Annotated in this window: 22 protein-coding genes and 1 pseudogene; 7 read left to right on the forward strand and 16 right to left on the reverse strand. The window is 72.0% G+C overall.

From position 1 onward, the window contains the following. The coding region (locus ACFXKZ_RS43955; protein ID WP_380011004.1) for a hypothetical protein at nucleotides 1-340 on the forward strand (340 nt) is incomplete at its 5' end. A gap of 337 nt (nucleotides 341-677) precedes the next feature. Here the strand turns inward: ACFXKZ_RS43955 and tyrS are convergent. Together tyrS and ACFXKZ_RS43965 are read right to left on the reverse strand one after the other, a co-directional pair. Continuing rightward, nucleotides 678-1,955, reverse strand: coding sequence for a tyrosine--tRNA ligase (gene tyrS / locus ACFXKZ_RS43960; RefSeq protein WP_380011007.1), 1,278 nt, complete (start codon nucleotides 1,953-1,955; stop codon nucleotides 678-680). Nucleotides 1,956-2,050: 95 nt separating this feature from the next. Beyond that, a complete protein-coding gene (locus tag ACFXKZ_RS43965; protein WP_380011010.1) occupies nucleotides 2,051-2,746 on the reverse strand; it encodes a DNA-3-methyladenine glycosylase in 696 nt (231 codons plus the stop codon). Nucleotides 2,747-2,839: 93 nt separating this feature from the next. Between ACFXKZ_RS43965 and ACFXKZ_RS43970 the strand changes: the two genes are divergently transcribed. Next, nucleotides 2,840-3,625, forward strand: a complete 786-nt coding sequence (locus tag ACFXKZ_RS43970) for a sporulation protein (RefSeq protein ID WP_380011013.1) — start codon at nucleotides 2,840-2,842, stop codon at nucleotides 3,623-3,625. Nucleotides 3,626-3,646: 21 nt separating this feature from the next. Here ACFXKZ_RS43970 and ACFXKZ_RS43975 read toward each other — a convergent pair whose 3' ends face one another. Continuing rightward, on the reverse strand, nucleotides 3,647-5,470 hold the full coding sequence (locus ACFXKZ_RS43975) for a hypothetical protein (RefSeq protein ID WP_380011016.1): 1,824 nt from the start codon (nucleotides 5,468-5,470) through the stop codon (nucleotides 3,647-3,649). A gap of 149 nt (nucleotides 5,471-5,619) precedes the next feature. Here ACFXKZ_RS43975 and ACFXKZ_RS43980 point away from each other — a divergent pair, with 149 nt between their 5' ends. Both ACFXKZ_RS43980 and ACFXKZ_RS43985 read left to right on the forward strand, forming a co-directional pair. Continuing rightward, nucleotides 5,620-6,162: a YbhB/YbcL family Raf kinase inhibitor-like protein gene (locus ACFXKZ_RS43980; protein ID WP_380011019.1), complete on the forward strand. Its 543-nt coding sequence runs from the start codon at nucleotides 5,620-5,622 to the stop codon at nucleotides 6,160-6,162. Between the two features lie 232 nt (nucleotides 6,163-6,394). Further along, complete coding sequence (locus tag ACFXKZ_RS43985) at nucleotides 6,395-6,922, forward strand: HNH endonuclease (protein ID WP_126641390.1); 528 nt, start codon at nucleotides 6,395-6,397, stop codon at nucleotides 6,920-6,922. 94 nt (nucleotides 6,923-7,016) lie between these two features. On the opposite strand, the gene ACFXKZ_RS43990 is transcribed toward ACFXKZ_RS43985, so the two are convergent. From ACFXKZ_RS43990 to ACFXKZ_RS44040, 11 genes and pseudogenes are all read right to left on the reverse strand, one after another. Then, entirely contained in the window at nucleotides 7,017-8,561 is a 1,545-nt protein-coding gene (locus ACFXKZ_RS43990; protein WP_380011022.1) for a peptidase MA family metallohydrolase, read from the reverse strand. A gap of 1 nt (nucleotide 8,562) precedes the next feature. Then, nucleotides 8,563-10,614, reverse strand: a complete 2,052-nt coding sequence (locus ACFXKZ_RS43995; RefSeq protein WP_380011025.1) for a hypothetical protein — start codon at nucleotides 10,612-10,614, stop codon at nucleotides 8,563-8,565. 148 nt (nucleotides 10,615-10,762) lie between these two features. Next, nucleotides 10,763-11,245 carry a hypothetical protein gene (locus tag ACFXKZ_RS44000; protein ID WP_380011027.1) on the reverse strand — a complete coding sequence of 161 codons (483 nt, stop codon included), beginning with the start codon at nucleotides 11,243-11,245 and terminating at the stop codon, nucleotides 10,763-10,765. An 81-nt stretch (nucleotides 11,246-11,326) separates the two neighbouring features. Next, complete coding sequence (locus ACFXKZ_RS44005) at nucleotides 11,327-12,271, reverse strand: metallophosphoesterase (protein ID WP_380011030.1); 945 nt, start codon at nucleotides 12,269-12,271, stop codon at nucleotides 11,327-11,329. Nucleotides 12,272-12,330: 59 nt separating this feature from the next. Continuing rightward, nucleotides 12,331-13,842 carry a cobyric acid synthase gene (locus ACFXKZ_RS44010; protein ID WP_380011033.1) on the reverse strand — a complete coding sequence of 504 codons (1,512 nt, stop codon included), beginning with the start codon at nucleotides 13,840-13,842 and terminating at the stop codon, nucleotides 12,331-12,333. Between the two features lie 64 nt (nucleotides 13,843-13,906). Continuing rightward, nucleotides 13,907-14,899 carry a cobalamin biosynthesis protein gene (locus ACFXKZ_RS44015; protein ID WP_380011036.1) on the reverse strand — a complete coding sequence of 331 codons (993 nt, stop codon included), beginning with the start codon at nucleotides 14,897-14,899 and terminating at the stop codon, nucleotides 13,907-13,909. Nucleotides 14,900-14,968: 69 nt separating this feature from the next. After that, nucleotides 14,969-15,352 carry a winged helix-turn-helix transcriptional regulator gene (locus ACFXKZ_RS44020; protein ID WP_380011039.1) on the reverse strand — a complete coding sequence of 128 codons (384 nt, stop codon included), beginning with the start codon at nucleotides 15,350-15,352 and terminating at the stop codon, nucleotides 14,969-14,971. Between the two features lie 121 nt (nucleotides 15,353-15,473). Beyond that, on the reverse strand, nucleotides 15,474-16,244 hold the full coding sequence (locus tag ACFXKZ_RS44025) for a sulfite exporter TauE/SafE family protein (RefSeq protein ID WP_380011042.1): 771 nt from the start codon (nucleotides 16,242-16,244) through the stop codon (nucleotides 15,474-15,476). A gap of 339 nt (nucleotides 16,245-16,583) precedes the next feature. Then, nucleotides 16,584-17,513, reverse strand: a pseudogene (locus ACFXKZ_RS44030) (SPFH domain-containing protein); the annotation flags it as partial. 118 nt (nucleotides 17,514-17,631) lie between these two features. Next, entirely contained in the window at nucleotides 17,632-18,039 is a 408-nt protein-coding gene (locus ACFXKZ_RS44035) for an NfeD family protein (protein ID WP_380011450.1), read from the reverse strand. 140 nt (nucleotides 18,040-18,179) lie between these two features. Further along, nucleotides 18,180-18,989, reverse strand: a complete 810-nt coding sequence (locus ACFXKZ_RS44040; protein ID WP_380011045.1) for an ABC transporter ATP-binding protein — start codon at nucleotides 18,987-18,989, stop codon at nucleotides 18,180-18,182. Between the two features lie 183 nt (nucleotides 18,990-19,172). Between ACFXKZ_RS44040 and ACFXKZ_RS44045 the strand changes: the two genes are divergently transcribed. After that, on the forward strand, nucleotides 19,173-19,949 hold the full coding sequence (locus ACFXKZ_RS44045; protein ID WP_380011048.1) for a hypothetical protein: 777 nt from the start codon (nucleotides 19,173-19,175) through the stop codon (nucleotides 19,947-19,949). Between the two features lie 258 nt (nucleotides 19,950-20,207). On the opposite strand, the gene ACFXKZ_RS44050 is transcribed toward ACFXKZ_RS44045, so the two are convergent. After that, nucleotides 20,208-22,757, reverse strand: coding sequence for an FHA domain-containing protein (locus tag ACFXKZ_RS44050; protein ID WP_380011051.1), 2,550 nt, complete (start codon nucleotides 22,755-22,757; stop codon nucleotides 20,208-20,210). A gap of 315 nt (nucleotides 22,758-23,072) precedes the next feature. On the opposite strand from ACFXKZ_RS44050, the gene ACFXKZ_RS44055 reads away from it, so the two are divergent. Further along, on the forward strand, nucleotides 23,073-24,596 hold the full coding sequence (locus tag ACFXKZ_RS44055; protein ID WP_380011054.1) for a streptophobe family protein: 1,524 nt from the start codon (nucleotides 23,073-23,075) through the stop codon (nucleotides 24,594-24,596). Nucleotides 24,597-24,682: 86 nt separating this feature from the next. Next, entirely contained in the window at nucleotides 24,683-25,867 is a 1,185-nt protein-coding gene (gene serB / locus ACFXKZ_RS44060; protein WP_380011057.1) for a phosphoserine phosphatase SerB, read from the forward strand. A 224-nt stretch (nucleotides 25,868-26,091) separates the two neighbouring features. Here the strand turns inward: serB and ACFXKZ_RS44065 are convergent, their stop codons facing one another. Then, on the reverse strand, nucleotides 26,092-26,607 hold the full coding sequence (locus ACFXKZ_RS44065) for a histidine phosphatase family protein (RefSeq protein ID WP_078977748.1): 516 nt from the start codon (nucleotides 26,605-26,607) through the stop codon (nucleotides 26,092-26,094). Nucleotides 26,608-26,712: the final 105 nt, after the last annotated feature.

The raw sequence follows: 26,712 nt of genomic DNA on the forward strand, positions 1-26,712 counted from the left end.
CGGCCGCTTCGCTTTCCTCGCTTTCGGCGTCCGGCGCGTTCCCGCGCTTTCCGCCTTTCAGACTCTAGCAGATCTTCCGACCCGCTTTTCGTCCGCTTCCGCTGCCTTCCGCTTTCGAAACTTTCGTTTCTCTGCTTCCGGCCCGGCGAGCCTAGCAGACCCGTTTTCCCGCCTCCACCGACCCCGCCTGATCAATCCTGCGGTGCCGGCGGCCTGCGAGCCGCGCGTCCTACTCCGGATCTCTCCGGTGCTCGATGCCTCAACCTTAGCAGGTTTCGGCGGTATTTCCGAACCACATTCACGGAATGTGATTCCCAGTAATAAATGGCAGCACAAATAAAACCCCCGGAATTTGGATGATCAAATTCCGCGTGTTTCAAAGGACTGTCTCGATCACTGGTTCTACTGGTTCACACCCATGGAGACACCACAAGCACGGCGCAGCCGAAGGCTGTCCGTGGCCGGATCGCTCGTTGGGGTATGAGTCGCGGTGGGATCGGCCATCGCGCCGGTGTGGAGGGCGCGCCTGTCCGGATCTCCCGAAGTTGCGACTCGTACGAGTTTAAACCACCCTCTTGGACGGGTCAAGCCGATCCCCTATACCCAGTGGAACGGGTCGGGAACCGGCTTGACGCGTCTTCCGCACGAACAGCTGGTGAACCATCAACTGCCGTGTCTCAGGCGGTGATCTCCGCCGCCGCGAGGTTGCGCTTGCCGCGGCGCAGCAGGGCCCAGCGACCGTGCAGCAGGTCGGCCGCGCCGATCACCGCGTCCTCGTCGGCCACCTTCACGTTGTTGAGGTAGGCGCCGCCCTCCTTGATGGTGCGCCGCGCACCGCCCTTACTCGGGGCGAGGCCGGTGGCCACCAGGGCGTCCACCACGGTCGGGCCCTCCGGGAGTCGTGCGCCGGGGAGTTCCGCCACGGCCGAGCGCAGCGTGGGCTCGTCGAGCGCGGTCAGGTCGCCCTGGCCGAACAGCGCCTTGCTCGCCTCGACGACCGCGGCGCACTGTTCGACGCCGTGGACCAGCGTGGTCAATTCCTCGGCGAGGGCGCGCTGGCCGATGCGGGCGGCGGGGCGTTCCTCGCTGTCCCGCTCCAGGGCCTCGATCTCCTCGCGCGAGCGGAAGCTGAACGTACGCAGGTAGCGCGACACATCGCGGTCGTCCGCGCCGAGCCAGAACTGGTAGAAGGCGTACGGCGTGGTCAGCTCGGGGTCGAGCCAGACCGTGCCGCCCTCGGTCTTGCCGAACTTGGTGCCGTCGGCCTTGGTCAGCAGGTTGGTGGTCAGCGCGTGTGCCTGGCCGTGCGGTTCGTTGGCGGTGATCCGTCGGATCAGGTCCAGGCCGGCGGTGATGTTGCCCCACTGGTCGCTGCCGCCGATCTGCAGCGTGCAGCCGTGGCGTCGGTACAGCTCGACGAAGTCGTAGGACTGGAGCAGCACGTAGCTGAATTCGGTGTAGCTCATCCCCTCGCCGGCGAGCCGGGACTTCACCGTCTCGCGCGCGAGCATCTGGTTGACGCTGAAGTGCTTGCCGACGTCGCGCAGGTACTCGACGATGCTCAGCCGCGAGATCCAGTCGTGGTTGTTCGCCATCACCGCGGTGTTCGGCTCGCCGCCCTCGAAGTCGAGGAACGCGGAGAGCTGGCCGCGGATTCGGTCGGTCCAGCCCGCGACGGTGGAGACCTCGTTCATCGCGCGCTCGGCCGACGGCTTCGGGTCGCCGATCAGGCCGGTGGCGCCGCCGACCAGGGCGATCGGGCGGTGGCCGAAGAGCTGGAGCCGGCGCAGCGTGAGCACCTGGGTGAGGTGGCCGACGTGCAGGCTGGCCGCGGTCGGGTCGAACCCGCAATACGCCGTGACGGGACCGTCCGCGAACGCCTTCTTGAGCGCGTCCTCGTCGGTGGTCTGGGCCAGCAGGCCCCGCCACCGCAGCTCGTCGACGATGTCCGTCACAGTGCCTGGTCTCCTCGGTAGGTTCGACAGGTGAAGTGGTGCCGGTCGGTGGTACGACCGGTGGTGCAAGGGTGCCCGACGGTCGGCCCTCGACGCTAACCGCTTTGCACCGGGTCGCCGGCGGCGGGTGGCGCGGCCGGCTTCGTGGTGCGCTTGCGGGGCTGGTGGGCCCGGTAGGGGCTGACCGTCGGGTCGCCGGCGATGTGGAAGCGCCAGGGCTGGGTCGCTCCGCCGCCGCCGACGCCGGTGCGCGGGCCGGTGCGGATCGCGGTGCGCGGGGGCGGGGTGCCGTACAGGACGCGGACCGGGCCGGCCGGGTCGCAGACGTCGACGCCGTCCTGGGCGCGGTCCAGAGCCAGCGCCGTGGCGAGGCGGGCGGGGCCACTGGCGAGGTCGGTGTCCTTGCGGGTGGTCGGGCGGCGGGCGCGGGCCAGCGCGAGGCCGGTGGTGATCTCGCCGGCGCGCAGCAGTACCCCGGAGGCGCGGTCGGGTGGGCCGCAGACCAGGTTCGCGCAGTAGTGCATGCCGTAGGTGAAGTACACGTACAGGTGTCCCGGCGGGCCGAACATCGTCGCGTTGCGGGCGGTTCGGCCGCGGAAGGCGTGGGAGCCGGGGTCGTTGGCGCCGTCGTACGCCTCGACCTCGGTCAGCCGCAGTTCGACCGGGCCCGCCTCGGTCTCGTGGACCACGGTGCGGCCGAGCAGGTCGGCGGCGACGGCGAGGACCGGGCGGTCGAAGAACGAGCGGGGCAGCGGAGCGGTGGGGCCCGCGGCGGCGGTGGGAGCACGCATGGGGAGCCAGCTTACGGCCGGTCGTGCGTGATGGAATGACCCGGCGTAACGATTCCGCACGGCGGAGGCCGTGCGGGAAGGGGAGGAGACCTCGTGGTTTTCAAGAAGCTGATGGCGAGCATGGGCGCGGGCAGTGCCTCGGTGGAGACCGAGTTGCACGCGGTCGAGACCACGCCCGGCGGTGTGGTCGACGGTCGGATCCGGATCCAGGGCGGCAAGGTCGACCAGGAGATCGAGGGGCTGTTCGTCGGCTTCCAGGCCGTGGTCGAGGTGGAGACCCAGGACGGCGAGCAGCGGCGCAACGTGGAGTTCGGTCGGCAGCAGGTCGGCGGTGCGTTCACGCTGCGCGAGGGCGCCACGCACGACCTGGACTTCCGGCTGCCGGTGCCGTGGGAGGCGCCGCTGACCACGTTCCGGGGCGTGCCCCTGCGCGGTACCACGGTCGGGGTGCGCACCGAGCTGGCCATCGACCGCGCGATCGACAAGGGCGACCTGGACCCGGTCGCGGTCGGCGCGTTTCCGGCGCAGGCGTTGATCCTGGACGCGTTCGGGAACCTGGGCTTCCACTTCCGGGCCGCGGACCTCGAACTGGGGCACATCCGGGGCACGGACCAGCGGCTGCCGTTCTATCAGGAGATCGAGTTCACCCCGCCGCAGGCGTACGCGCGCGGGATCAACGAGGTGGAACTGACCTTCGTGTCCGGTGAGCACCGGACCGAGGTGATCCTGGAGATCGACAAGAAGGGCGGCGCGTTCTCCGGTGGGAGCGACGCGATCCGGCGCTTCACCGTCGAGCACACGAGCGCGCACCAGACCGATTGGAACGCCTACCTGCACGGCTGGTTCCAGGAACTGGGGCAGCAGCGGGGCTGGTTCTAGCCGTCGCGGGGCCGGTCCGGGTCAGGCGTCCAGGAGGGCGTGTACCCGGGCCGCCCAGTCCGCCTCGAACTCCGCTCGGGCCAGGCCGGTGGCCCGGTCGAGCGCGGCGTCCACGGCCGCGGGGGCCGGGTCGGCGTAGACGGCGGTGACGAAGCCGTACACGGCCTGGGTGCCGCCGATTTCCTCGATCCGGCGGATGGCCAGGTGCGCCAGCTCGTACGCGGCGGCGTTGCCGACGGTGTCGGCCTGGTACAGCTCGTTGTCCGTGGGCAGCTTGCCGGTGAAGCGGTTGCCGGCGATGTAGGTCCTGGCCTCGTACAGCTCGTCGGTGCCGAGCAGGGTGTGTCCGCGCAGGGACAGCCAGTCGGCGAAACCCTCGACGACCCAGACGGGTTGGTCCTGGTTCGGTACCTCGTTGCGCAGCGGGGTGACCAGGGCATGTGCCATCTCGTGCCGCAGCAGTTCGCCGAGTCGGCGCGGGTTGGTGGAGGTGAACCAGCCCGAGGTGGTGTCCAGGACTATCCGCGAGCCGCCGAAGTGGCCCTTGCCGTCCGGGCCGATGGTGCGCAGGGCGTAGGTGAGGCCGGATTCCTCGCCGTGGTCGCCGGTTCGGCCGCCGTAGAGCCGATAGAACGTGTCGCGGTCGGCGACGGGGACGATCACGAATCCGGGGGCGGTGCCGGGCGGCCCGCCGTCGGACCATGTGTCGATGTCGGCGCGCGCCGCCGCCTCGGCGGCGTCGGCCAGGCGGTCGGCGCCCCGGGCGGTGGCCGGGTCGGCGAGCACGACCACGTGTTCGCGGCGGACCACGGTCAGGTCGGCGTGGTCCCAGGGGGCGGGGTAGTCGCGGGCGTAGGCGTAGCCGGCCCCCTCGTAGGGGGTGCCGTCCACTCCCGTGATCCGCAGCGGCGCGCCGGGGGCGTCTCGGACGACGGTCCAGCGGTAGCCCTCGCCGACGGTGGCGGTGTCGGCGCGGGAGATGCGGTGGTCGAAGGAGACGTCCACGTATGCGGTGATCCGGTCGTCGGTCGCGGGCATGGTCTGCACGGTCTCGACGCGGTACGCGAGCCGGTCGAAGGACACCCGGGCCAGGTTGCGGAACAGCCGCTGTTGGCCGCCGACCAGGTCGGGGACATCCGAGTCGAGGTCGACGGTGAACGCGGCTTCGTCCCGGGCCAGGATCGCCGCGGTGCGCCGGTCGGCGATGGCCTGGATGTCCGCCGTGGCGATGGTCGGCCCGTGTGCGGGGGCCATCGGCGTGGCGGTGCCGGGACGCGGGGCGCCGAGCGCGCCGTCGGCGTCGTGGGGCTTGGCGCTGCCCGGTCCGCTGAGGGTGACGCCGAAGGCGATCAGCGCGGCGAGGGCCAGCGCGAGCGCGAGCAGGGGGGCGCCGAGGCGACGGGCGACGGAGCGGGGACGGGCGGGGGCCGGATGCGTGGGGTGGAGCAGCGCGGAGGTCGGGGGTTCGGGGGCGGCGGTTACGGCGGAGGCCGACACGCGAGCGTCGGACGCGACGTCGGGAGGATCGGCGGGCGAGGGGGTCTCGACCGCCGACCCCGTGCTCGATATTCGGCTGCCGGGTATCGCGGCGAAGTCGGCGCTCGCGTCGTCCTCCGCGGTGACACCGTCCGTGGGCGCGCGGTCCTGTGCGGGATCGTCCGTGCTCGGATGATCCGCGGCCACGCCTTCCGCCGTCCTGTCCCCCGACTCCGCGGGAATGGCCGGCTCGGCGCCCGTGACCGGCTCGGCCCCCCTGCCCGGCCCTGCCCCGACGGGCGGGTCGGTGGGTGTGGCGGATGAGGCGTCGTCGGTGGCGTTGCCGCTTTCGTGCGTCGGCTCGGTCACGCCGGATGCCCTCCCCCCTCTTGGCCCCCTGTTGGCGCGAGGATACCTACGCGATCTTCGCCGGTTTCGCGGACGGTGAGAATAGGCTCGTCCGAACGAGGCGTTCGGCAGCCGGCCGGGCGCCGGTGCCCACGATTTCGGAGTCTCGCGTGTCCGAGTCCACCAAGCCCCCGCTGCCGTACGAGTACCTGCCCGCGAAGCCCACCTTCACGCTCACGAGTGCGGATCTGACGGACGGCGGGGTCCTGCCGACCGCACAGGTCAGCGGCGTCATGGGCGCGGGCGGCGAAGACCTCTCGCCGCAGTTGTCCTGGTCCGGCTTCCCGACCGGCACCAAGAGCTTCGCGGTGACCTGCTTCGATCCGGACGCGCCCACCCACAGCGGCTTCTGGCACTGGGTCGTGGTCGACGTCCCGGCGACGGTGACCGAACTGGCGAGCGGCGCGGGCGCGAGTGACGGCAAGTCGCTGCCGGCCGGCGCGTTCCACGTGCGCAACGACACCGGCGGTCCGGGCTACGTGGGCGCGGCGCCGCCGGAGGGCCACTACCCGCACCGGTACATCTTCACGGTGCACGCGCTGGACGTGGCCGAGCTGGGCGTGGACGAGACGGCGACGCCGGCGTTCGTGGGGTTCAACCTGTTCGCGCACACCCTCGCGCGCGCCGTGCTGGTGTCCACGTACGCCCGTTGAGCCGCGTCCGACCGCGGGAAAGCGGAATCTCGTCCGGTAATTGCGTTGTCCCGATGATCGCCCGAACGGCACAGTGGTCGAGTTGTCCGTACTGACGGTTCGTCGAGTCGAAGGGTGCGCATGAGCGTCGCAGCACCGCCCCAAAGCTGAGCGCGTGATCGCGCCCGGTCGGTTCGGTGCGCGTTCGAATGTGCTCGCTCGTCCCCTCGTCGACCAGGTGAGGGGAGGTCGCATGCGGGAGACGTTGGTGCTGAACGCGACGTATCAGCCGCTGGCGACGGTGTCGTTCAAGCGCGCGCTCGTGTTGGTGTTGCAGGAGAAGGCGGTCGTCGAGCATGTCGATCCCGGCCGGGTGGTACGGGCCGCGACCGTGGAGATCCCGCTGCCCCGGGTGATCAGGTTGCTCAAGTTCGTCCGGGTGCCGTTCCGACAACAGGCCGCGTGGTCGCGCCGGGGTGTGCTGCTTCGGGACAACCGGCGCTGCGCGTACTGCGGTGGGCGCGCGACCACGGTGGATCACGTGCTGCCGCGTTCTCGCGGTGGGGCCGACTCGTGGCTGAATACCGTCGCCGCGTGCGGGAGCGACAACCAGCGCAAGGCGGCGCGGACGCCGGCGGAGGCCGGGATGCGGCTGTTGTTCCAGCCGTACGAGCCGTCGGCGACCCGGGCCCTGGTGCTCGCGTTCGGCGTGGCGAGCGTCGAGGGCGCGCAGTGGCTGGCCGAGCCGGTGCGGCCGCCGGCGCTGGCGATGGGGGCCTGATCGGGCGCGCGGGTCGGGACGAGTGTGCGGAAGCCGTCGGGGGTCGACCCCCGGCGGCTTCCGGCGTTCGGGCCCGGCCCGCGCCGCGGCCCCGTCAGACCGTTTTGCGGACCCAGGCCGCCCAGTCGGCGCGCAGGCGGTCCGGGGACAGGCCGAAGCTCGCGGTCAGTGTCTCGTCGATGTCGGGGTTGCGGCCGGTCAGGGCGTCGGTGAAGAAGGCGCAGACGCGCTCCGCGCCGTAGGTCCGGGCCAGGTATCGCACCATCAGGTGGGCGAGGTTGTAGGCGTTCTCGACCCGGTCCTCGTCGGCGGTGTCGAAGTCCTCGTCGGCGGGCAGCGCGTCGGTGAATCGGCCCCGGTCGATCATCGTGCGGATGTTCGTGGTGATCTCGCGCGCGAGCGGCCGGTCGGCCTCGGCCTGCCAGTCGGCGAAGCCCTCGGCCAGCCAGGTGGGCATGGTGGTGGCGACGCCCGGCCGGGCCAGCGGGGCGATCAGGGCGTGGGTCATCTCGTGCCGCAGCAGGATCGGCGCGAACGTCGCGTCGCCGGCGAGTTGTTCGTCGTCCACGACCATGCGGACCCCGGCGACGAATCGGTCGGTGCCGGGCATGGACAGCGCGTATCCCGCCGCCCAGTCGCGGATCTCACTGCTGCTGTACAGCTTGCCGAAGGAGGTTCGGGACGAGGTGAGCACGAGGGCGAAGCCGGGCGAGGTGCCGGCGCCGCCCTTCCAGGCGCCGAGCGTGTACACGGCGGCCTGCTCGGCCAGGTCGGCGTTCCGGCGCAGCGCGCTCGCGTTCTGCTTCGGGCCCATCACCACCACGTGTGGGCGGCGTTCGACCTGGAGGTCCCACAGGTCCCAGGCGGCGGGGTAGCCGGCGAATCCGCCGTGGACGTCCGCGTCGGCGGCGCCGTCCAGGCCGATCAGCGTGCAGCGGTCGGTGGGGTCGGCGCAGCGGGCCTTCCAGGTGTAGGTCTCCGGGACGCGGGCCACGTCGACGCCGGTGATCGTGTGCTCGAAGGCCACGTTCATGCTGATCGTCACCGGCCAGGCGGCGGGGGTGCCGGCCCGGCTCGGGGCGGAGCCGTCGGCGGTGACCACCTTCTTGTCGCCGCCGCGGGCGACCCAGCGGGCGGCGTCGAACGGGATCTTGCGCAGGTTGCCGAAGAGCCGCCGCTGGCCGTCGAGGAGGGCCCGGTCCTGCTGGTCGACGGAGGCGAGGAAGGCCGCTTCGTCGCCCTGTTCGAAGGCGGCCGTGCGCGTGTCGGCGAGCGCCTGGAGGCGGAAGAACACGCGGGTGTCGATCCGGTCCGAGGGCCAGGTGCCCTCCTCCGTCGGGGCGCCGGGGCCGGGGCCGCGCGCGGAGTCGGCCCCGGCGGCGCGCGCCGGCGGCGGGGCGTGGGTCGGGTCTTCGGCGTCGAGCAGGCGGTCGGCGCTGTCCAGGCCCGCGGGCCGGCCGGCGACCGCTGTCGTGCCGATCAGGAAGGCCAGCGAGACCAGCGCGCCGAGCAGGGCGACGCAGATCGCCCACGGTCGGGAGCGGCGGGGTTCGACAGCGTTCGGCCACGGGCCGTGCGGGTCGTGGGGACCGTACGGGTCGTGGGCGTCTTGGGGCTCCCGGAAGTCCTGGGGGCGCACGTCAGTTGCCCACCTTGGCCTTGACGTACTTGGCCCAGTTGCTCTCGAAGGTGTCCCGGTCCAGGCCGGTGGCCTCCTTGAGGGCGGCGTCGATCGCGGCCGGGGACGGGTCCTTGTACACCGCGACGACGAACTGGTCGGCCTTGGCGACGCCGTACTTCTCCGCCATGTAGCGGATCGTCAGCATGCTGTAGTGGTAGCTGACCGTCGAGGTCTTGGCGTCGGGCGAGTTGACATCGGCGTCGGTGGGCAGCTTGCCGGTGAACTTGCCCGCGCGGACCTGCTCGCGCGCGGTCGGCTGGAACCATTCGGACAGCGAGAGGTCGGTCCAGGCGAGGTATTCGGCGAAGCCCTCCGAGACCCACAGCGGCGGCCCCTCGCCGCCGCGCTCGAACTCGGCGACCATCGCGTGGCCGAGTTCGTGCCGGATCAGGTGCGTCTGCTGCTCGCCGTCGTTCTTGGCGAACATCTCGTCCGAGCCGTCGAGGGTGATTCGGCTGCCGGCCATCGGTTGGTCGCGGCCCATCGTGGGGCGCGCCGGCGGCATGGTGCGGCACACGCCGGTGACGTTGGGCAGGTCGTTGCCGGACAGTGCGCGGATGAAGGTCTCGTGGTCGGGCGTGACGTAGATGACGTACCGCTGCGGCGTGATCGCCGGGCCCTTCCACACCGCCAGGTTCTTCTTCAGCGCGCTCTCGGCCCGGTCGGCCCAGGCGGCGGCCTTGGTCTTGTTCTTGGCCGGGACGGCGAGCAGGACGTGCGGGCGTTCGAGCACCGCGAGTTCGTCCTCGTCCCAGGGGGCGGGGAAGGCGTTGCCGCCGCCGCGGGTCGAGCCGCCGACGATCTTGGTGATCAGCAGCGGGGCCCCGACGGACGCGCGCGTGACGGTCCAGGTGTAGCGCTCGGCGATCGGCTCGCTGTCGACGCCGGTGATCTGGTGGGCGAAGACGACGTTCACGTCACGGGTGAGCGGGCCGGCGTCGTTCGCGGGCTCGACGGTCGCGGTGGACGGCCGGAACTCGACGCTGGTGAACGGGAACAGCCGCAGGTTCGCGAACAACCGGCGCTGAGCGGTGGCCAGTTCGGGGGCGGCCGGGTCGATTCCGGCGACGAAGCCGTCCACGTTCCCCGACTTCAGGGCCTGGGTACGGCTGTCGGCCAGGCCGGCAAGGTCCGCGGCGGCGATCCGGGTGACCTGGGGCTTGTCCCCGGCCTTGGCCGAACCGCCGGCGGTCTCGTCCTCGGCCGACGACGCGGCGGTCGGGGTGGTGGTGGGGTCGAACACGCCGCCGGCGGCGAGCGAACCGAGCAGGGCGAGGATCGCGAGCACTCCCCCGGCGGCGGCCAGGAGATGCCGGCGAGCGTTGCGCCGCTGCTGGTCGGGGGCGGGAACGAAGGGGAGGGGCCCGTACGGCCCGACGGGCACCGGGAAGGGGGGCGCCTCGGGGGTGGGCGGTATCGCTCCCGAGTCGTTGCCGGCGACGGCGTCGGGATCGAGGGGCGGGGGGCCGGCGGCTATCGCAACGCCGTCGACGAGGGCCGAGTGCAAACCCTCCGCGTCATCGGGCACCGGCACCGCGTCTTCGCCCGGCGGGGCGACTATCTCCTCGACGGTCGCGGGCGCGCGTGCGGGCGCGGGTCCGTCGGCGGGTATGGGCGCAAGCGCGTCGGCGGGCGCGGTCGCCGGCGCGGCGGCAAGTGCGGGTGCGCCCGCGGGTGCGGAGGCGGTCGTGGTCGGATCCGAGTCGGGCGAAGTGACGGGTACCGGAGGCGTACCGGCCGCGCTGTCGGGTGCTGGAGCCGCGTTTTCGGGCGCCCGCCCGATGGTTGCCTCCGAGACGGGCGCGGGCCCGGTCGCCGGTGCGCCCGCGGGCGCGAGTATCGGTATGCGGGGAGATTTGGGTGGGTTTTCCTCCGTCGGGCCGTCCGTGTTTTCTCGTGCGTCGTCGTTCGTGCCCATGTCCCACCCCGCGCACGGCTGTTCGTGGTCTGCTGTCGTGGTGCCGCTCGGCGGGTGTGTCACGCCGTCGGCGATGTTGGGCATGTCGGACATGCCAGTCCTCCCCTGGACCGCCGGTCCGGTGATTCCGCCCCCGGCCCCGGATCGGCGATCCGATCATGTGTTCGCCGAGGTTATCCACGTCCCCGGACAGCCTCGGCAGTGGGGCCCGGGTACGGTCACGCGCGGTAGCCGCCGCGGCTCAACCGCCGATCGCGGCCCGTACGTAGTCTGCCCATCCGGCCTCGAACGCATCGCGCCCCAGCCCGCTCGCCGCCTTGATCGCGGTGTCGAGCGAAGCGGGGTTCGCGTACATCGCGACCACGAACTCGTCCGCCTTGGCCGCGCCGTACTTCTCGGCGAGGTAACGGATCGTCAGCATGCTGACGTGGAAGCTCGCTCCGGCGGCCTGATCACCCCGCACGTTCGGCAACAGGTCGGTGTCGACGGGGAGTTTGCCGCTGAACCGCCCGGCCCGCAGCTCGGCCCGGGCCGCGTCCCGGTAGCTGTTGTCGCCGCCGAGACAGTAGGCGAAGCCCTCGGAGATCCGGCGGGAACGGCCGCCGCCGATCAACGACGATCGCGCGGGCAAACTTCCGCCGCCGGGCCGGGCGGGCGTGACGAGTTCGCAGGAGCCCACCTTGTCGCCGAGCACGCTGCGCACCGTCTCCCGCTTCGTCGGCACGAAAACCGCGAAGCGCCGAGGGGTGATCGTTCCACCCGCCCCCGCTGCGTCGAGGCCGATACGCTTCGTGCCGGCGACATGTCAGGAGCCGGTGGCCGCCTCCACCGTGCCGGGATCGGCGTCGGCCGACGAGGTCGACGCGGCCGGGTCGAGGAGCAGCCACGAATCGGCGACCCGGTAGCCGGGGACGTCGTAGGACGCCATCGGGTCGGCGGCCAGACCCTCGACGCGCGTCACCGAGCCGTCGGGGTGGGCCAGTTCCTCGGTGTAGCGGAAGTGCAGGTGGCCGTGCGCGGCGACGGCGGGCCGGTAGGCGTCCACCAGGCGCTGGATCCGGGCCTGGTTCGGCAGGCAGCGCGGTTCCCCCTTGCGGTTGAACTCGGGTGCGGCCCGCAGCGGTTTGTCGTGGGTGAGCAGGACGTCCACCGGCGAGGGGTCGGTCAGGATCGTGTCCACGTCGGCGTCCGTACCCTCCTCCTCCGGGAACCACAGGCTGCCGGCGTAGGTCGGCACCGCGACGGGCGGGCGACCCGCGCCGACCCGGAAACCCTCCTTGCGCAACGCCTTCTCGTATCGCCGTTGCTCCTCGGCCAACCGCCGCTCCCGATCCAGCGACAACGCGCCGCCGAAGGCGAGGAAGTTCGTCCCGCGCCAGGACCACCGGTGCCCGCGCGGCGCGTAGCGCACCCGGGGGCGCACGATCACGAAACCCTGCTCGTCCCGGTCGTCTCCGTAGGACTCCATCAGCAGCGAGGACTTGTCGTGGTTTCCGTCCAGGAAGTACACGTCGACACCCCGCGAGCGGGCCGAACGATTGACCGCGTCCAGATACCGGACGCCGGACGGCTCGTGCTCCCAGTAGCCGAAGTCGCCGAGCTGGAACACCGCGTCCACGTCGAGTTCGGCGGCGACATCGAGCACACGACGCACGTGCCCGGTGTTCCCGTGCGTATCCCCGGCCAACAAAACCCGCATCACGACCCCCCGACCTCTCCACCCCGTTGGCGCGACCCCCAAGCCCATCATCGACGATCGATCGAGGTCCCGTCCGGGGTATTTCCCCACGGCCGGCGGGTGCCCGGCGCTCAGGCGCCCGGGGGGACGAACGGCAGCGCCGGGGTGGGGCCTCGGGTGATCAGATGGTCGACCGCGGCGTTGTCGAGGTGGTCGGCGATCAGGTCGCCCAGGGCGTCGAGGCGGGATTGGCGGGCGGCTTCGAAGGAGGTGTTCGGGGAAACGGTGAAGCGGCGGCCGGAGGACGCGGCGGTTCGGGACAGGAACGTGCGGCGGAAGTCGTCGTTCTCCAGGGCGCCGTGCCACAACGTGCCGGTGATCGCGCCGACTCGGCAGCCGTCCAGGGCGCCGCCGTCGGCGTCGGTGAACAGCGGCTCGCCCGCCTCGACGTCGACCACGCCGTGGTGGATCTCGTACGCGGTCACCGGCGACCCGTCGGCGTAACCACGTGGCCGGGCCAGGGTCTTGTCGGCGGCGAAGCGTACCCGGACCGGCAGCAGACCCAGGCCCGGCACCGTCCCCGCGCGACTCTCCACGTCGTCGTCGATCTCGCGCCCGAGCATCTGGTAGCCGCCGCAGATGCCCAGGATCGGCCGCCCCTCGGCCGCCCGCCGGGCCAGCGCGGTGTCCAGGCCGCGTTCGCGCAGCCAGCCGAGGTCGGCGACGGTCGCCCGGGTGCCGGGCAACACCACCAGGTCGGCGTCGGCGATCTCGCCGGGCGTACTCACGAAGCGCACCACCACGCCGGGCTCGACGGACAGCGCGTCGATGTCGGTGAAGTTGCTGATCCGGGGCAGTCGCACCACCGCGACGCGCAGGACGTCCGCGCCGAGCGGCGGTTCGGCCGTACCCCGGTCGGCGTCCAGGGCGAGCGAGTCCTCGACGTCCAGCCACAGGCCGCCGAGGAAGGGGAGCACGCCCATGACCGGGCGTCCGGTGAGTTCGCGCATCCGGGTCAGCGCCGGATCCAGCAGGCGCGCGTCGCCGCGAAACTTGTTGATCACGAACCCGCAGACCAGTTCCTGGTCTTCGCGGGAGAGCAGCGCGAGGGTGCCGAAGAAGGACGCGAAGATCCCGCCGCGATCGATGTCGCCGACCACGAGCACGGGCAACCGGGCGGCCCGGGCCAGCCCCATGTTGGTGATGTCGCGATCGCGCAGGTTGATCTCGGTCGGACTGCCCGCGCCCTCGCACACCACGACGTCGTGGCGTGCCCGCAGGTCGGCCAGCGAGTCCAGTACCGCCTCGAACAGACGCGGCTTCAGATCACGGTAGTTCAGCGCCCCGACCTCGGCGATCGGCTTGCCGAGGAGCACCACCTGACTGCTCATCAGGCCACCGGGCTTGAGCAGAACCGGATTCATCACCGCCTCCGGCTCGATCCGTGCCGCCGCCGCCTGCATCGCCTGGGCGCGGCCGATCTCCGCCCCGTCGGCGGTGACCATCGAGTTGAGCGACATGTTCTGCGCCTTGAACGGCGCGACCTTGACCCCCTCGCGGGCCAGCCGCCGGCACAGCCCGGCCACCACGACGCTCTTCCCGGCATCGGAGGTGGTCCCGGCCACCAAAAGCGCACCGTTCACCGCTCCTCCTCCCGAACGCGGCGTCCACGACGCCCGGTTGCCATCCGCTCACGTACCCGCGCGCTCATCGGACCGCCTCGGCGGTGCGGCGCGCCGCGCGGGTGGCGACGGCGGCGCGGGCGGCCACCGCGCCCACGGCAAGCGCGGCGGCGGCCAGGCCGACCGTCGCCGAGAGGCGGTTGGCGCGCGCTATGTCGGTGGGGGCGGGGGGCGGGCCGTCGCCGAGCCGGGGCCGGTCCTCGGTACGGCCGGCATAGACGTTCCGGCCGCCGAGCGTGACATCCAGCGCACCGGCGGCGGACGCCTCGCAGCGGCCCGCATTGGGGCTGGGATGGCTGCCGCCGTCCCGCCGCAACACCGCCCACGCCCGGCCCCGATCGCCGCCGACCACGGGGGCCGCCGCGACGGTGAGCAGCCCGGTGAGTCGCGCGGCCGGCCAATTGGCGGCGTCGTCCAGCCGGGCGGAGGCCCAGCCGAAGTTCTCATGGCGCGGGGTGTGGTGGCCGACCATCGCGTCCAGGGTGTTGATCGCGCGATAGCCGAGCAGCCCGGGGATGCCCGCGACCGCGCCCCAGAACAGCGGCGCCACCACCGCGTCGGAGGTGTTCTCCGCCACCGACTCGACCACGGCCCGAGCGATGCCCTTGTCGTCCAGCCGGCTCGGGTCGCGCCCCACCAGGCGCGGCAGCGCGTCCCTGGCGGCGGCCAGGTCCCCGGCCACCAGCGGCGCGGCGATCGCCCGGGCCTCGCGGCGCAGCGTGGTGCCACCGAGCACGGCCCAGGTGCAGCCGGCGGTGGCCAGGACGGTGGCCGCGGGGCGGCCCGCGACGGCCCGACGCACTCCCACCGCGAGTGCGGTGGTGGCCCCGACGCACAGGGCGCTGTACGCGACGCCGCGCGCCCGACTGTCGCCGTGCATGGCCCGCTCCGCGCGCCCGGCGAGGGCTCCGAAGCCGGCCACGGGATGGCCGCGCCGCGGATCACCGAACGCGGAGTCGAGGACAACGCCCAAGGCCAGGCCGAGGGCGGTGTGGGTCGGATGTGCGGTCGCGGGCATCCGCGCATCGTTTCACGGCCCTTCGCCCACGCACGCGCCGGCCCGGGGCCGGCGGGCGGGGCCGTACCCTCACGCGTCGAAGCGGCCGCGTGCGCTCTCGATGTGGCTCAGGTTCCGGTGCGTCCAGGCGCACATCGCGTCGACCGTGGCACGGAGGCCGCGGCCCGGCTCGGTGAGGGTGTACTCGACGCGCGGCGGCACGGTCGGATACACCTTCCGGTCGAGCAGCCCGTTGCGTTCCAGCATGCGCAGGTTCTGGGTGAGCATCTTGTGGCTGATGCCCTCGACCTCCGTACGCAGCTCACTGAAGCGCAGTGTGCGCTCGCCCAGGGCCTCGATGATCAGCAGGGCCCACTTGTTGGCGACGTCGGAGAAGATCTCCCGCGCCAGGGAGTCCGCGCGCCGCAGGTCCGCGTCCTCGGGCAGGTCCGCGAGTTGCTGCTTGGTCCCCATCCGGTTCCCCAGTCGCCGAAGAGTGCGTTCTTCCAGGTCGGCGTTCACTCTCCGACAGTTTCCGAGTAACCACAAGAGAGCACGCCGAAGGAACCCACACGCGGCCCCGCTCCGCCGACCCCTACAGCAGCAGCCGGATCACCGCGATCGAGCCGACCGCCACGATCACCGCTCGAAGGGCCGTCGGCGGGAGCTTGCGGCCGACCTTCGCGCCGATCTGGCCGCCGATCACCGACCCCAGGGCGATCAGCAGCACCACCCACCACGCGACGTCGGCGACGATCATGAACAGGATGGCCGCGACGCCGTTGACGACGGCGGCGAGTACGTTCTTGACCGCGTTCATCCGCTGGAGGTTCTCGGCGATGAACACGCCGAACAGGGCGAGCAGCAGCACCCCCTGGGCGGCGCCGAAATAGCCGCCGTAGATGCCGGTGCCGAAGACGGCCACCCACAGCAGCGCGCCGCCGTGCCGCGGCCCCTCCTCGGGTGTGCCGTTTCCGGCACGGCGGGCGGCCAGGCTCCGCGCCAGGCGCGGTTGCAGGATCACGAGCACCAGGGCGATCACGATCAGGACCGGGACGATCGCCTTGAACGCCCCCGCCGGCAGCGTGAGCAGCAGTATCGCGCCGGTGATGCCGCCCAGCAGGGAGGCCAGGCCCAGGCGCAGCAGGCGCGGGCGTTGGCCGGCGAGTTCGCGGCGGTAGCCGATGGCGCCGCTGATCGAGCCGGGGACCAGGCCGATGGTGTTCGACACGTTCGCGGTCACCGGCGAGTAGCCGAAGCCGAGCAGCACGGGGAAGGTGATCAGGGTGCCGGATCCGACCACCGCGTTGATCCCGCCGGCCGCGATGCCCGCGGCGAAAATCGCCAGTGCTTCCCACCAGCTCATGCCCATCGTGCCCACCCGCTTCGCCGCGATGACCGTGGCGCCGGGAGGACTGTGCCGGTCCCCCGTGGCCGTGACGCGACGATCATCGCAGCAGGCGGTGCGGCCTCAGCGCGGTGGGCGGTGGCCACGCTCGATGTGCGGCGGCTCCACGTCGCCGGCGGGCGCGCCGCCACGACGTGGCGGGTCGATCGGCGGGGCCGGGATGGTCGGCGGCTCGGCGGGCGGGCGCGACGACGCTCCGTTCCCGGCCGGCTGCTTGCGCACCGACCCGGGCGGGCCGACGACCGGGCCGCCCGCGGCCGGCGGGCCGGCGGGGGGTGCGGCCGAGCCGGGCCAGGCCGGCTCCTCCTCCAGCGCCAACTGCGGCACGCGGTGCGCCGGGCCGGATCCGTTCGGCGACAGGTTGCCGACCGCGTCGCCGATGCCCTCCAGCGCGCGGGTGACCTCGCTGGGCAGGATCCACAACTTGTTCGAGCTGCCCTCGGCGATCTTCGGCAACATCTGGAGGTATTGGTAGGCCAGCAGCTTGTTGTCGACCTCGCCCGCGTGGATCGCCTCGAAGACGGTCTCGATCGCGCGCGCCTCACCCTCGGCCCGGATCACCGCGGCCTGCCGCTCACCCTCGGCGCGCAGCACGGCGGCTTCCTTGTCACCCTCGGCGGTGAGCACCTGCGAGCGCTGGTGTCCCTCGGCGGTCAGGATCGCCGCGCGCTTGTCCCGCTCGGCGCGCATCTGCTTCTCCATCGAGTCCTGGATGGAGGGCGGCGGCTCGATCGCCTTGAGCTCGACCCGGTTGACCCGGATGCCCCAGCGTCCGGTCGCCTCGTCGAGCACGCCGCGCAGGCCCGCGTTGATCTCCTCGCGCGAGGTGAGCGTCTGTTCGAGGTCCATGCCACCGATGATGTTGCGCAGCGTGGTGATGGTCAGCTGCTCGATCGCCTGGATGTAGTTGGCGATCTCGTAGGTGGCCGCGCGCGGGTCGGTGACCTGGAAGTAGATGACGGTGTCGATCTGGACGACGAGGTTGTCCTCGGTGATCACCGGTTGCGGCGGGAATGGGACGACCTGTTCGCGCAGGTCGATCATCTGCCGGATCCGGTCGATGAACGGCACGAGGATGTTGAGTCCGGCGTGCAGAGTGCGGGTGTAGCGCCCGAAACGCTCCACGATGGCGGCGCTCGCCTGGGGGATCACCTTGACCGTCTTGACCAGGGCGACGACCACCAGCAGTACGAGTACGACCAGAACGATGACGGCGGTGGCCTTCACGATCTCTCCCGAGGTCCTGCGTGCCTGCGGCTGCCTGCGAATTTCGAGGCTGGTTCGAGCCTAGGGGTTCGCGGGCCGTCGTGGGACGTCAACACGGTCGGCGCAACCGATCCGATCGTCACATCACCACGGCGGTGGCGCCCACGATGTCCGCGACGTCCACTTGGGCGCCGGGCTCGAACACGGCCGTGCTGTCCAGCGTGCGGGCCGACCAGACCTCGCCGTTGAGCTTGATCCGGCCGCCGTGCTCGTCCACCCGCTCCAGCACCACGGCGCTGGCGCCCTTGAGCGCGTCGATCCCGGTCCGGGTCCCGGGCGTGTTGTTGTGCCGGACCACGACCGGTCGCACGAAAGCGAGCAGCACGATCGCGACGACCGCGAACACCACCGACTGGACCAGGAAGTTGCCACCGGCTCCCGCCGCGATCGTGGCCGCGAGCGCGGCCACCGCGAGCATGCCCATCTCCACGAAGGAGGTGAGCACCCCGAAGATGCCGAACGCCCCGACCGCGATGAGCCACCACATCCATGCGTCCACGACTTCATCGTAGATCGTGGGCGCACGGATCAGGAGGGTGTTCTCGGACCAATGACCGGCGCGGACGAGCGCCGGGTGCCCCCGCGCACCGGCGACCGCCGCCCCGTGGACGACCGCCCCGCGCCGGGTCAGCGCGCCTCCGGGGCCTCCGGCATCGGCAGCCCGCGCGCCGACCAACGCCCGTACTGTTGCTCGACGATCAGCGGCAGACCGAAACAGTGCGACAGGTTGCGCGAGTTCAGGGTCTCGGCGATCGGACCGGCCGCGAGCACCTGCCCCTGACGGATCATCAGGATGTGGGTGAAGCCCGGCGGGATCTCCTCGACGTGGTGGCTCACGAGGATCATCGAGGGCGCGTACGGGTCGGTCGCCAACGCGCCGAGCCGGCGCACCAGGTCCTCGCGTCCGCCCAGGTCGAGTCCGGCGGCCGGCTCGTCGAGCAGCAGCAGTTCGGGGTCGGTCATCAGCGCGCGGGCGATCTGTACCCGCTTGCGCTCGCCCTCGGACAGCGTGCCGAACGTGCGATCCACGTATTCGGCCATGCCGAGCTGGTCGAGCAGCCGCCGGGCGCGCTGCTCGTCCTCGGCGTCGTAGCGCTCGTGCCACTTGGCGGTCATCCCGTAGGCGGCGGTCAGCACGATGTCCAGCACCCGCTCGCGCCGCGGCAGCTTGTCGGTCAGCGCGGCGGACGCCATGCCCACGCGCGGACGCAGCTCGAACACGTCCACCGAGCCCAGTTTCTCGCCCAGTACGGCGACCGTGCCGGAGGTGGGGAACAGGTAGGTGGACGCCAGTTGCAGCAGCGTGGTCTTGCCCGCGCCGTTGGGTCCGACGACGATCCAGCGCTCGCCTTCCGCGACCGACCAGGTCACCTGGTCCACCAGAGGGCGACCGTCGCGCACCACCGATACGTCAACCAGTTCGAGAACGTCGCTCATCCCTGCCAGCTCCCCATCGTGCGCTACGCCGCCGGACGGCATCCCCTTGTGTGGGATCACCGCCTCGCTCCGTGGTCCCGCGTTGTTGCACCCGGTCCGGGAGAAACCTATGACACCGAACCGCCTCCGGTCGTGTCCGGGAGCGTTGCGAGCACCCGTGTGAGCACCCTTACGCTTGTCGGCATGCATGCCGAACCCCGCTCCGGACTTCTCGTCGCATGGGGCAATGCCCTGCTGGCCGGGCACGTTCCGCCGGACGACGCGGTGACCGAGATCGTCGGTACGGACGAGCCGCATCGGGTGACGGGCGTGCCCGGCGAGTCCGGGGCGGTCGGCCTGTCGCTCGCACTCGGGCGGTTGCGTGCGTCGGGGGTGCGCGGGCTGCGGCTGGCGCTGCCGGTGGCCGGCGATCCGCTCGCGCTGCCCGGGCCGCCCACCTTCAACGACCTCGCGCTCGATGCGGGCGAGGCGGCGATCACGGTCGGCGCACCGGGTGTGGCCTACGGTCTGGTGCCCTCGGTGACCCGGCACGGCACGGCCGACGACGCGACGGTACGGGTGGCCTGGACCATGTTCGAGGTGGCCGACCGGCCCGCGCCCGGCCCGTTCCTGGCCGAGGCCGAACGCGAGTTGGCCGAGGCGATGCGGGACACGATCGAGGACCTGACCCGGCTGGACGTGGCCGGCAGCGGACCGGCCGCGCAGCGCGCGCTCGCCGGGCTGTACCGCAAGGATTCGGACACCCGGATCGCGCCGGGCCATCCCGGTCGGGCCGGGCGGGTGCTGGACCAGGCGCGCCGGATCCACACCGTGATCCGGGTGGCGAGCGGCGAGGATGGCGGGGCGGTCAGCGCGGCCGAGATATCCGCGCGGCTGCTCGCGTTGGCCCCGCTGGAGCGGGCGTGCCGACGGGCGATGGTGGCCGCGTACAGCGCGGCGCTGGAGCCGGACCGCGCCTGAAGGCCCCGAACCGCTCGCGGCGCAGCGACCGCCCCACCTCGGTGCGCCATCGCCCGTGCCCGATCCGGGTCCGGTCGATCGCGCGCCGGCAGAACGGCCGACGCCGAGGCCGACGCCACGGCAATCGCCGCGCAGGCGAGGGAGACGTGCCGGAAGCCGGTGACGCCGCCCGCGCCGTCCAGGGCCGCACCCGAGGTGTTGACGAGCACGATCCCGGCCGCCGTACGGCCGTGAGGACCCCGCCGGGGCCGGAGCGCGCTACTTGCCGCGCCGACGCCGCGTCTTCGGGTCGAGCCGGCGCAGCATGAGCAGCGCGATCGTCCCGTATATCGCGATCTGGCCGGTCAGGATGCCGATGTTGCGGTACCAGACGGCCGGCTCGTGCTTCCACAGCGGGTCCGGGGACTCCCCCGGTTTGAGCGGCAGTTGGGTGGCGAGGTCTATCGTGCTGCCCGACGCGGCGAAGGCCCAGCGGGCCGGGGCCAGCCAGGCGATCTGCTCGATGCCTGCCTTGCCGTTGAGCGGGAACAGCCCGCCGCACAGCACCACCTGCACGATCGCGATCACCACGAGCAGCGGCATCGCCAACTCCGCGCTGCCGATCGACGCGGAGACCACCAGCCCCACCGCCATCGCCGCGATCGCCGACAACACCACCGCGATGCCGATCTCGACGATCGGCGGGCCGAGCACCACGCCCTTGGCGGGCAACTTCACGCCGACCAGCGCGACGGCGGTGAGCACGGCGCCCTGGATCGCCGAGATCATGCCGAGCACCAGGATCTTCGAGCCGAGGTAGGCGGAGACCGAGAGGCCGGCGCTGCGCTCGCGGCGGTAGATCGCGCGTTCCTTGATCAACTCGTTGACCGCCGTCGCGGTGCCCATCAGGCCGCTGATCACGAACAGCACGAGCAGCTTGGTGGTCGCCTCCTGGTTCGACCCCGGCGGCGACCCCGGCGGACTGACCAGCTTGCCCGGGATGACCCGGCACAACATGCCCAGGAACAGCGGCGCTATGGCCAACAGCGCCAGGTATTTGCGGTCGGAGGCGATCACCGCGAGGTAGCGCCGGGACAGCGTGGTCAGTTGGGAGAACCAGCCCTGCGGCTTGGGCGGCTTCGCCTGCGCCCGCTCGCCCTGTTCGGCGTGCGCGCGGTCCCGGCCCACCTCTATGTACCTGCCGTACAACTCCGAGCGACGGAACGGGCCCTCGTAATCGCGGTCGGGCTCGTCGTCGAACATGGTGAAGACCTCGGGCCAGTCGCCCTTGCCGAAGAACGGCAGCGCCTCGTCGGGCGGGCCGAAGAAGGCGATCCGGCCGCCGGGCGCGAGCACGAGCACGCGATCGCACACGTTCAGGCTGCGGGTGCTGTGGGTGACCACGATGACGGTGCGGCCGTCGTCGGCGAGTTCGCGCAGCTTCTCCATCACCGAACGTTCCAGGCCCTCGTCCAGCCCGGAGGTGGGCTCGTCGAGGAACAACACGGACGGTTTGGTGAGCAGTTCGACGGCGACGCTGACCCGCTTGCGCTGGCCGCCGGAGAGGCTGCTGACCTTGGTGTCGGCGTACGGCGAGGCGGCGCCGCGCGGCACCTTGTCCAGGCTCAGCTCGCCGATCACCTCCTCGACCCGGCGCTCGCGCTCGGCCGCCTCGGTGTCCTCGGGGAAGCGCAGTTGCGCGGCGTAGCGCAGCGCGGTGCGCGCGGTGAGTTGCGCGTGCAGGATGTCGTCCTGCGGCACCAGGCCGATGCGCTGGCGCAGTTCGGCGTTGTTCGCGTACAGGTCACGGCCGTCGTAGAGGATCTTGCCGCTGGCCGCGCGCCGGCTGCCGGTGAGCGCGCCGAGCAGGGTGGACTTGCCCGCGCCGGAACCGCCGACGATGGCGAGCAGGTTGCGCTCGGCGAGCGGGAAGGAGACGTTGTCGAGCAGGACCCGCTTGCCGGCCTTGACGGTGAGGTTCTGCACCTCGAGGGAGACCTCGCCGGTGTCGATGAACTCGCGCAGTTCCTGGCCGTCGAGGCGGAAGGTGGCGTGCCCGATGCCGACCAGGTCGGCCTCGCCGAGCAGCGCACGCTCGATCGGTTGGCCGTTGAGGAACGTGCCGTTGTGGCTGCCCAGGTCGACGATTTCGCGCCGGCCGCCGGGGGTGGTGCGCAACTCGGCGTGGTGGCGGGAGACCATCAGGTCGGTGAGGACCAGGTCGTTGTCCAGCGCGCGGCCGATGCGCAGGGTGCGGACCGGGAGCGGGATGACCATGCTGGGCTGCCGGTCCACGCTCGGGCGCGGGTCGACGGCGGGCCCGGCGCCGATGTGCGCGCGCGCCGGCGGGTTCGGCCGGTCCTGGACTCGGCGCGGCGGCTCGGGGACGGAGGGCGGCTCGGGGATCGACGGCGGCTCGGGGGTGTACGGCGATTCGGGGCGATGCGGGGGTGTTTCGCCGCGGCCGGGCGGTTCGGGGATCTGTACGTGGTCGTGTCGCGCAATGCGCGGCGGCACCACCTCGGTGACGGTCGTCTCCGGCGCGAGGCGCAGCGGATCGCCGTCGTCCGGGTCGCCGAGCAGCACTTCGCAGCCTCGGCCGACGACCACGCGGTGCACCCGATTGCCGCGCATCCACGAGCCGTTGACACTGTTCCCGTCGACGAACTCCCAGCCGTCGGGGCCGACCCGCAGGATCGCGTGGCGTCGACTCACCCGGCGGTCGTCGAGCACGATCGCGCAGGACGGATCGCGACCGACGACGTGTTCGCGCCCGGGATCGAGGATCACGGGCGCGCCGGCGCTGGTGCCGACGGTCAGGTGCGGCACTGCCGGTCCTTCTGGCGTATAGCTGTCCCCCACCCTTCGAGAGTGTAGGGACGCGGGGGCCTCCCGGGCAGGCTTTCTCGTCCGGAAGCACCGTGAACCACTCCGAAGGACGATTCCGACATCAACTTCGCCTTCTGTTGCTCGGCCGCGCGAGCGCGCGGTCGCGGGCGGATCATGGCGGGCGCGGTCGCGGGGGCGTGGGGGTGGCATGTGGGGGGAGTCCGGGGGAATCCGTTGACGTGTGACTCGGGACGGCTCGATAGTCGAGTTTGTCCCGCTCGACCGGCGGTCGGGTCGCACGTGACAGGAGCGGTCGTGGCCTGGAACCAGCAGCAGCACAATGCACCGCCGCCGGCCCGGCCGGCGGCCGGCCCCGCCTCCTGGGGCGGCGTCGCGCCGTGGCTGCACGCGTTCGGCGCGGTGCTCGCGGCGTTCGGCGCGATGGCCGCCGCCGCGTGGCTCGGGTTGTGGCTGCTCGGCGCCGACGATCTGGGCTCGGGCACGATGCCGGCGCTGGTCGCGGCGGTGATCGCGCTCGCGGTCGGCGGCACGGTCGACCTGAAAGGCACCGAGAAGAGCGGTACGGGCGACGACATTCTCAGCCGACTCACCGGTGACGTATCGCTCGCGCAGGGCAGCGGCAAGGTCGACATCATGCTGCTCGGCATCGGCCTGATCGGCGCGCTGGTGCTCGGCTGGTTGTTCCTGCGTCCGCTGCGACACCGGTTGGTGATCGGCACGTTGGACCTGGTCGTACACGGCGTGCGGGTGCTGGTGTTCACCATGGCCGCACTCGGCGTGGTGGCGACGACGGGCAAACACACGCTGCCCATCGAGCAGTTCGTCTCCCGGGTCGGCGGCGCCAAGGCGCAGGACCTGATGAACATCTTCAGCCTGGGCGCCGCGGCCCGGTTCGAGACCGACGTGACCGGCACGCTCGCCTTCGGCGCGTTGTGGCTGCTGATCACCCTGACCGTCGCCGTCGGGGTGTCCGTGCGCGGTCCGCTGCCGGTGAAGTGGTTGCGGCATCGGGCGGTGCTGCGTCCGCCGGTGGCCGGGGTGCTCGCGGTGCTGATCGCCGCGGTGGTCGCGGGGGTGGTGGGTACGCCGTTCGTGGCCGCCTCCGCGCCCGCGCCGAAGCGCATGATCGGCGGCATGTTCTTCGCGCTGCCCAACGCGGTCTGGCTGCTCGCCTCGCTCGGCCTGGGCATCCCGTGGAAGGCGACCACGACCGACCCCACCGGCGGCGGCTTCTCGTTCGGTCTGCCCGGGCCGCTGGGCAAGCTGGTCAAGGCCTCCGCAGGGGACGGTCTGCCGATCCGGATCGACCGGTTGGCCGAATTGGACTCGCGGGCGTGGTTCGTACCGCTGTTCTCCGCGCTGCTCCTGCTGCTCGGCGGGACGCTGATGGCGCTGCGGGCGCCCGCGTCGGTGCGCCCGCATCAGCACGCGTGGCGGTTCGCGGTGGCGCTGGCCGGCGGGTTGCTGGTGATCGCCTATCTGATGCAGCTTCAGCTCAAGGTCGCGGTGTCGGTGTTCGGCGGGGTGGTCTCCCCCGGTGCGTCGGTGTCGCTGCACGCCGACTACCTGTGGACGGTGCTGCTCGGGCTGCTGTGGGGCGCGTGTGCGGGCTTCGTCGGCGGCGCGCTCGCGGACTGGGTGCGCTACCGGAGGACGGACGCCGCACCGCTCGCCGCCGGCTCGCCACGCCCGGTCCACACGGCGCCACCCGCGCCGCCGGGACCGCCGCCGTACTCGAACAGACCCGACCCCACGCACCGCCCGCCGCCCCCGCCCGACCCGCAGGGACCGACCCGGTCGGGCCCCTGGCCTGGGTGAATCCGGCCCGCCGGGCAATTCGTCGGCTGTTCGCAGTGTGGACCGGTGCGGCGGTCGATCTCGAACGGCCGGTACCGTGAAGCATCATGAATGCGCCGCGCACTCTTCTCGTCAAGATCTTCGGCAAGGACCGACCGGGGGTGACGGCGAGCCTTTTCGATGTCCTGGCCGGCCACACCGTCGAGGTCGTCGACGTCGAGCAGACCGTCACCCGGGGCCGGCTCACGCTGTGCGTCCTGATCACCACGCCGACCGACGAGGGCCGACTGCGGGCCGGCGTACACCGCTGGGCGGACGGTGAGCGCCTGGAGGCGGAGATCCTGTCCGGCGTCGGCGACAACCGCCCGCGCGGCGAGGGCCGCTCGCACGTCACCGTGCTCGGCCACCCGCTGGAGCCGGACGCGTTCGCCGGGATAGCGCACCGGATCGCGAACGCCGGCGCCAACATCGACCGGATCTTCCGACTCGCCAAGTATCCGGTGACCGCCATCGAGCTCCAGGTCTCCGGCGTGGAGACCGACAAGCTGCGGCTCGAACTGGCCATCGAGGCCGCCGAGCGCGGGGTGGACATCGCGGTCCAGCCGTCCGGGCTGCGGCGCCGGGCCAAGCGGCTGATCGTGATGGACGTCGACTCGACCCTGATCCAGGGCGAGGTGATCGAACTGCTCGCGGAGCATGCGGGCTGTCTGGACGAGGTGGCCGAGGTCACCTCCGCCGCGATGCGCGGCGAACTGGACTTCGCCGAGTCGCTGCGGGCCCGGGTGGCGCTGCTCGCGGGGCTGGACGAAAGTGCCATCGACCGGGTGCGCGAGCAGGTCGTCCTCACCCGCGGGGCACGCACGCTGGTGCGGACGCTGAAGCGGCTCGGCTACAAGGTCGGCATCGTCTCGGGCGGATTCACCCAGGTCACCGACGTGCTGGTGGAGAAGCTGGGGCTGGACTACAGCGCGGCGAACACCCTGGAGGTGGTCGACGGCAAGCTCACCGGGCGGGTGGTCGGCGAGATCGTCGACCGGGCGGGCAAGGCGCGGTTGTTGCGCGGCTTCGCGGCGGAGGCGGGGGTGCCGTTGACGGCCACCGTCGCGATCGGTGACGGGGCGAACGACCTGGACATGCTCAATGCCGCGGGGCTCGGGGTGGCGTTCAACGCGAAGCCGGTGGTTCGGGAGGCCGCGGACACGGCGGTCAATGTGCCGTTTCTGGACACCGTGTTGTTCCTGCTCGGGGTCACGCGGGACGAGATCGAGGCGGCCGACGCCGCCGACGCATAGCGCCGTACGGCCGACCGGGTCGGGTCGACCGCGTGCCCGGGTCTGCCCGAGCCGGGGTGGGCCGTCCTCAAACGCCGGACGGGCTGAAAAGCTTGTCCTCAAACGCCGGACGGGCTGGATGTGCCGGGCCCCGGCCGAATCGTCGGCCTCGTGCCGCTCCGACAACCGAAGCGCCGAACCGGCTTTGGGGGCCGGTCCGGCGTTTTGGGTGTGTGGTTCGGTGCTCAGCCGGCCGGGGTGGTGAATCTGGTCAGGTGGGCCGAGCGTTCCTGGAGGTCGGACCAGGGGGTGTGCAGGCTGAGTACGGCCACCGCCGAGGTCGGGTACTTCTCCCGCAGCCGCACGAGCGTGTCGTCCTCACCGCTGCCGGCCAACGCGTTGACCAGCGTGGCCACTCCCGGGTTGTGCCCGATCAGCAGCAGCGTGTCGACCTCGTCGGGGGTCTCCTGCACGAGGTACAGGAGCGCCTGCGCACTCGCCTCGTAGACCCGCTCGTCGTAGACGGTGTGCGGCTTGTGATCGTAGACCTTGCCGACCAGCCGCCAGGTCTCGCGGGTGCGCACCGCCGGGGAGCACACCACCAGATCCGGGGTGATGCCGCCGGCGAGCAGCCGGTGCCCGGTCTCGGCGGCGTCCTTGCGGCCGCGTTCGGCGAGGGGTCGCTCGTGGTCCGGCCCGTCGGGCCACTCGGCCTTCGCGTGCCTCATCACCACAAGATTGCGCTGTCGGTGGGATGCCATGGGTTCAGCCTCTCAGACATCGGCCGTTGTGCACTGCGGGTCGGTGCTTCCGTTTTCCGCGCCGGCCGAATCGGGCGGGTGGCGCCGACACGCACGACGGGTCGG

It is taken from the genome of Embleya sp. NPDC059237, from assembly GCF_042754105.1.
Lineage (GTDB): Bacteria > Actinomycetota > Actinomycetes > Streptomycetales > Streptomycetaceae > Embleya.